Below are 6,811 nucleotides of genomic sequence, written 5' to 3'. Positions count from 1 at the left end.
AACCCCCACGTCCCGAAGGACACTGGCACCTGAAGCCAGCGCGTCTGCCATTCCGCCACTCGCCCGAGCGACTGGGAGACAGTATCACGGCCCCGCGCCGGATACGAAATCGCCATTTCAGAGGCCTGACTGGGGGGCTGAACGGGCCCGGGAACCCGGGGCCGTCGCCAAGAGTTACAGGTGTGGACGATCGTGGATATCATGCAATGAACGTGGTCGATTAGCGACACGCCATACACGCGTGTCGTTGTTACGAATCAGGAAGAGACGCGTACCGAAGGGAGGCCGAGATGGGCATCGTTTCGCGATTCGAGCGTCGCCTGCAAGGCGCCGTCGGTGACGTGTTCGCCCGAGTGTTCGGCGGCAGTGTCGTCCCCCAGGAGGTGGAGGCCGCGCTGCAACGCGAGGCCACCGACCATGTCCAGGACCTGGGCGGCGGCCATCTGCTTGCGCCCAACAGCTATGTGATCACGATCAACACTTCCGATCACCAGCAGTTGGATGCCGACCACGACCTCACCACCCGCGCGTTCGCCAAACATCTACAGGACTACATCCGCGATCAAGGCTGGCAGACCTACGGCGAAGTACACGTGGCGTTCGAGGCATCACCTACGCTGCACACCGGACAGTTCAGGGCGAGTGGCCGCGTCGATCCCGACGTAGGACACAGAGCCAGCGCGGCTCGCGGCCCCGAATCACCGCCACAACGACCTGCAAACCCGCAACCAGGAGCTGGCCCCATGACGCAGAACTCAGGCTACGACCCGAGCCGTGAGCCCGCGGAGTCCGATCCACGCAACCGCGGGTACGCTCCACCGCCTGCCGGTCGCGGCGGTCCGCAGAACGGCGCGTACCGCGACGACTACGGCCGCGGCGGCGCGTATGGGGCCGATTACCAGGCTCCGGACGCACAGCAGGGTTACGGCGACTACCAGAACGGCTACGACTACCCGCAAGGCGGCCAGAGCTACGGCCAGCAGGGTTACGCCGACCAGGGCTACGGCCAGCAGGGCGGCTACGGCGAGCAGGGTTACGGCCAGCAGGGCGGCTATGCCGACCGCGGCTACGGCCAGCAAGGCTACGGCGACCAGGCTTACGGCCAGCAGGGTTATGCCGATCAGAGCTACGGCCAGCAGGGCTACAGCGATTCCGGCTACGGCCAGCAGGGCTACGCCGACCAGGGCTACGGCCAGCAGGGCTACGGTCAGCCCGGGTACGGCCAGTCCGGCTACACCGATCCGGGGTACGGCGATCAGAACTACGCCGACCAGGGCGGCTACGGTCAGGATGAGCAGGGCGGCTACGGCCAGGCATACTCTCAGCAACCAGGGTATGGCGCGCCCCAGGGCTACGCCGGCGGGCAAGGATACGGCGCCGCGCCGCAGGCCGGTTCGGGCTACTCGGCGACCCTCCAGCTGGACGACGGCAGTGGCCGGACTTACCAGCTGCGGGAAGGCAGCAACATCATCGGCCGCGGCCAGGACGCGCACTTCCGCCTGCCCGACACGGGCGTCTCGCGCAGGCACATCGAGGTGCGCTGGGACGGGCAGACCGCGATGTTGTCCGACCTCGGCTCGACCAACGGCACCCTGGTGAACGGTTCCCCCGTGCAGGATTGGCAGCTCGCCGACGGCGACGTCATCCGTGCCGGGCACTCCGAGATCCTGATCCGCATCGTCTGATCCCGTAAGCTCGCGGTGCAGGTCACGACATGGCTCTCGAGGGATTCGTCGGTCGTATCGTGATCGAAATCGACCGACGGCCCTATGATGCTGCCAACACACGCGCGGCGCCGACCCAGGGGCCGGCAAGACCAGCAGGCTGGTGGGGGTGGTCGAACCGCACCTACGGCACCGACGTACACGGTCGAACAGGAGGTGGAGCGCCGTGCAGGGACTGATCCTGCAACTGACCCGTGCGGGGTTCCTGCTGCTGTTGTGGTTGTTCGTGTGGGCTGTGCTGCGCACATTGCGCAGCGACATCTACGCGGCATCCGGCATTCGGATCCAGCCCAAGGCCCCACGCGGTGCCGCGGTGCTGCCGTCCTTCAGCCGGGGCCAGAAGGGCGCCAAATTTCTTGTGGTGACTCAGGGTTCACTCGCCGGCACCCGCATCTCGCTCGGCACCCAACCGGTGCTGATCGGGCGTGCGGACGATTCCACGCTGGTGCTCACCGATGATTACGCCTCGACCAGGCATGCGCGACTGTCTCCGCGTGGTGACGACTGGTACGTGGAAGACCTCGGCTCGACGAACGGCACCTACCTCGATCGCGCGAAAGTCACCACCGCCGTCCGTGTTCCACTCGGCACGCCCGTTCGTGTCGGCAAGACAGTGATCGAGCTGCGATCGTGACACTTGTTCTCCGCTACGCAGCGCGCAGCGACCGCGGTCTCGTCCGAGGCAACAACGAAGACTCCGTGTACGCGGGCGCCCGGCTGCTCGCACTCGCCGACGGCATGGGTGGCCATGCCGCGGGAGAAGTCGCGTCCCAGTTGATGATCGCCGCGCTCGCCCACCTCGACGACGACGAACCCGGCGACGATCTGCTCGGCAAGCTCGACGCGGCGACCCGAGAAGGCAACGCCGCCATCGCCGATCAGGTCGAGGAGGAGCCCGAACTCGACGGCATGGGCACCACGCTCACCGCAATCCTGTTCGCGGGCAAGAAGCTCGGCCTCGTGCACATCGGCGACTCCCGCGCTTACCTGTTGCGCGGCGGTGAGCTCGCCCAGATCACTCGCGACGACACATTCGTCCAGTCGCTGGTCGACGAGGGCAGGATCACACCGGAGCAGGCGCACACGCACCCGCAGCGTTCGCTGATCATGCGCGCGCTCACCGGCAACGAGATCGAGCCGACGCTGATCATGCGCGAATCGCGCGCCGGTGACCGCTATCTGCTGTGCTCCGACGGGCTCTCCGACGTGGTCAGCGACGAGACCATCGCGAACACGATGCGCGAGGGCAGCACCGACGAGTGCGCCGACCGGCTCATCGAGCTGGCGTTGCGCAGCGGCGGCCCGGACAACGTCACCGTCGTCGTGGCCGACGTCATCGATCTGGACTACGGCCAGAGCCACCCGATCGTGGCGGGCGCCGCGTCCGGCGTCGACGAGGACACGCCTCCGCCGAACACCGCCGCGGGCCGGGCCTCCGCGCTGCGACCGCCGCGCGCCGCTCCGCGCCGAGCCGCCGCCGCGCCCGAGCCGCCCGCGAAGAAGTCGCACCGGCTGCGCTGGATCGTGCTCGCGCTGGCACTGGTCGTCGCCGTCTGCGTGGGGCTCGTGGTCGGCTACAAGATGATCCGCAGCAACTACTACGTCGGCGCCGACGACGGTTCGGTGGTGATCCTGCGCGGGCTGCCCGGGTCGATCCTCGGCTACTCGATCCATGACGTGAACCTGGTCGGGTGCGTGACCCGCAACGGTGAACTCACCTTGACCGAGCCCGGCGCGGACGCGCCCTCGGCGTGCAAGCCGTTGAAGGTCAGCGATCTGAAGCAGACCGGCCGCGATCAGGTGGACAAGGGATTACCGCCGGGTTCGCTGGACAAGGCCAGGGACTCGATGACCTACCTCGCCCAGCGAGAACTGCTGCCGCCGTGCCCGGTCAAGGAAGCGGCGCCGCAGCCCGGGGTCGTCCCGCCGGCCGAGACCGCACCGCCCGCGCCCAACGGTGCTTCGCCGGCACCTGCCACCGCCGCGCCCGCACCGGCGCCGGAACAGGGTGACGCCAGGGGCCCCGAGATCAAGACACCGACGAAGTCGGAGACTCCTGCCCCGCCGTCGAGCACGTCACCCAGTCCCCAGACCGCGGGGGAGAACTGCCGGGTGACGGACTGATGTCCGCGCCGGCACCGCCGTCGGCTGGAGCTTTTCCCAGTCCCCCGGGCGGCTTCGCTCCCGCGCCACCGCCGAGCACCAGACGAAACGTCGAACTGCTGCTGCTCGCGGCCGCAGCGGTGATCACCACCGTGTCCCTCTTCTTGGTCGAGGCCAGTCAAGAGCAGTCGATCACCTGGGATATCGCCAAATACGGCTTCGCGTACCTGGCCCTGTTCGCGGTGGCGCACCTGGCCGTGCGACGGTTCGCTCCGTTCGCCGATCCGCTGCTGCTGCCGATCGTCGCGTTGCTCAACGGACTGGGCCTCGTGCTGATCCATCGGCTCGACCTCGCCGACCAGCAGACCGCCGCCTACAACTCGTGGGCGACCCCGTCTCCGGACGCCACTCAGCAGATCCTGTGGACCGCGCTGGGCACGCTCGTCTTCATCACGCTCTTGATCGCACTGCGCGACTACCGCACCCTCGCCCGCTACAGCTACACCCTCGGCCTGATCGGCCTGGTCGCCCTCGCCATCCCGGCGCTGCTGCCCAGCCAGTTCTCCGAGACCAACGGCGCGAAGATCTGGATCCGGCTGCCCGGGTTCAGCGTCCAGCCGGGTGAGTTCGCGAAGATCCTGTTGATCATTTTCTTCGCGTCGGTGCTGGTCGCCAAGCGTGAACTCTTCACCGCCGCCGGGCGCCACGTGCTGGGCATGGAGTTCCCGCGCGGCCGCGACCTCGGCCCGATCCTGGCCGTCTGGATCGTCTGCATCGGCGTGCTGGTGTTCGAGAAGGACCTCGGCACCTCGTTGCTGATCTTCAGCACGGTGCTCGTGATGCTCTACATCGCCACCGAACGGGTCGGCTGGCTGGTCATCGGCGGCGGGCTGCTCGCCCTCGGTTTCGTCTTCGCCTACCAGCTGTTCGGCCACGTTCGGGTCCGGGTGGAGACCTGGCTGCACCCGTTCGACGACTACAACAACACCGGCTACCAGATCTCCCAGTCGCTGTTCGGTCTGGCCACCGGCGGACTCGCCGGGACCGGCTTGGGCAGCGGCAGGCCCAGCCAGGTGCCCTTCGCCAAGACCGACTTCATCGTCACCACCATCGGCGAGGAACTCGGGCTGATCGGGCTCGCCGCGGTCCTGGTGCTGTTCCTCGTCTTCGTGGTGCGCGGTCTGCGCACCGCACTCGCCGTGCGCGACAGCTTCGGCAAACTGCTCGCCGCCGGCTTGGCGTTCACCATCGCAGTCCAGCTGTTCGTAGTGGTCGGTGGCGTCACCAAGCTGATTCCGCTGACCGGTCTCACCACCCCGTTCATGTCCTACGGCGGATCTTCGCTGCTGGCCAACTACGCCTTGCTGGCGTTGCTGATCAAGGTCTCCGACGCCGCCCGCGCACCCGCTCCGGCGCGGAAGAAGGAACCGGCGCCGATCGCCGACGCGCAGACCGAACTGCTGCGGCGCGATGGCGGACGACCGGAGGCGGGGCCGCTGACATGAACACTCCACTACGCCGAGTCGCGGTCGCGGTGATGGTGATGGTTGTCGCACTGCTGGCCAACGCCACCTACGTACAGGTGATCAAGGCCGACGACCTGCGCTCCGATCCACGTAACTCCCGGGTGCTGCTGGACGAGTACGCCCGCCAGCGCGGACAGATCTCCGCGGGCGGCACCGTGCTGGCCAGCTCCGTCGCCACCGACGATCGCTACAAGTACCTGCGCACCTATCCGACCGAGCCGGCGGCGTACGCGCCCGCCACCGGTTTCTACTCGATGCAGTACGGCAGCACCGGACTGGAACGCGCCGAGGACTCGGTGCTCAACGGCTCCGACAGCCAGCTTTTCGGCAGCCGCCTCGTCGACCTCATCTCCGGCCGGGATCCACGCGGCGGCAACGTGCTCACCACGCTCAATCCGCTGATGCAGCAGGTCGCCTACGACCAGATGACCAGCAAGGGCTACACCGGTTCGGTGGTGGCAATCGAGCCGAGCACCGGCAAGATCCTCACCATGGTGTCCACGCCGAGCTACGACCCGAACCTGCTGTCCGGGCACGACGGCGCGCGCGGCACCCAGGCGTGGGAAACGCTGAGCGCGGATCCGAACCATCCCATGCTGAATCGCGCCATCTCGCAGACCTATCCGCCGGGGTCCACCTTCAAGGTCGTGGTCACCGCCGCCGCGCTGGCCAACGGCGTCGCGACGCCCGACGACCAGTTCACCGCCGCGCCGACCTTCACACCGCCCGGCACCAGCACTCCGATGGAGAATTACAACGGCACCACGTGCGGTCCGAACCCGACCGCTTCGTTGCTCGAAGCGTTCCGCCGCTCGTGCAATACCGCTTTCGCCGAACTCGGCATCAAGGTGGGCGCCGCGAGCCTCAAGGACGAAGCGGCCGCGTTCGGGGTCGGCCCGCACCGGGGGATCCCGATGCCGGTGGCGGAAAGCACCGTCGGGCCGATCTCCGACGACGCCGCCTTGGCCCAGAGCAGCATCGGACAGCGCGACGTGGCGTTGACCCCGCTGCAGAACGCGGTCGTCGCGGCGACCATCGCCAACGGCGGCGTCCGGATGGAGCCCTACCTGGTCGATCAGTTGCAGGGTCCGGATCTGAGCGAGCTGTCGAAGACCAAGCCGGTCTCGGTCGGCCAAGCCGTCAGCGCCGATGTAGCGTCGACCGTGACCAATCTGATGATCGCGTCGGAGGGCAACACCGCTGGAGGTAACCGGACCCCTTATCAGATCGCGTCCAAGACCGGCACCGCGGAGCACGGGACCAACCCGCGCAACACGCCGCCGCATGCTTGGTACATCGCGTTCGCCCCCGCGCAGAACCCGAAGATCGCCATCGCGGTGATCGTGGAGAACGGTGGGGACCGAGCGCTTGCCGCGACCGGTGGGTCGGTCGCCGCGCCGGTGGCTCGCGCGGTTCTCGACGCCGGTCTTCGAGGGGGCTGAACGATATGGATGTGCG

At 67.8% G+C, this 6,811-nt stretch carries 5 protein-coding genes; all 5 read left to right on the top strand.

What is annotated here, in order from left to right; genetic code table 11:
* Positions 1–290 precede the first annotated feature (290 nt).
* On the top strand, positions 291–1,685 hold the full coding sequence (locus tag NNI01S_RS02610) for an FHA domain-containing protein (protein ID WP_063017081.1): 1,395 nt from the start codon (positions 291–293) through the stop codon (positions 1,683–1,685).
* Positions 1,686–1,890: 205 nt separating this feature from the next.
* Complete coding sequence (locus tag NNI01S_RS02605) at positions 1,891–2,358, top strand: FHA domain-containing protein FhaB/FipA (protein WP_063017079.1); 468 nt, start codon at positions 1,891–1,893, stop codon at positions 2,356–2,358.
* On the top strand, positions 2,355–3,848 hold the full coding sequence (locus NNI01S_RS02600; RefSeq protein WP_063017077.1) for a PP2C family protein-serine/threonine phosphatase: 1,494 nt from the start codon (positions 2,355–2,357) through the stop codon (positions 3,846–3,848). Before NNI01S_RS02605 ends, NNI01S_RS02600 begins: the two co-directional genes overlap by 4 nt.
* Positions 3,848–5,332: an FtsW/RodA/SpoVE family cell cycle protein gene (locus NNI01S_RS02595; RefSeq protein ID WP_063017075.1), complete on the top strand. Its 1,485-nt coding sequence runs from the start codon at positions 3,848–3,850 to the stop codon at positions 5,330–5,332. Before NNI01S_RS02600 ends, NNI01S_RS02595 begins: the two co-directional genes overlap by 1 nt.
* Entirely contained in the window at positions 5,329–6,795 is a 1,467-nt protein-coding gene (locus tag NNI01S_RS02590; protein WP_063017073.1) for a peptidoglycan D,D-transpeptidase FtsI family protein, read from the top strand. The genes NNI01S_RS02595 and NNI01S_RS02590 overlap by 4 nt, the downstream gene beginning before the upstream one ends.
* The last annotated feature ends 16 nt before the right edge of the window (positions 6,796–6,811 follow it).

Source organism: Nocardia niwae NBRC 108934 = DSM 45340, assembly GCF_001613465.1.
Taxonomy (GTDB): Bacteria; Actinomycetota; Actinomycetes; order Mycobacteriales; family Mycobacteriaceae; genus Nocardia; species Nocardia niwae.
Note: the sequence above shows the minus strand (reverse complement) of the source record. Positions and strands in the feature narration are given on the sequence as shown.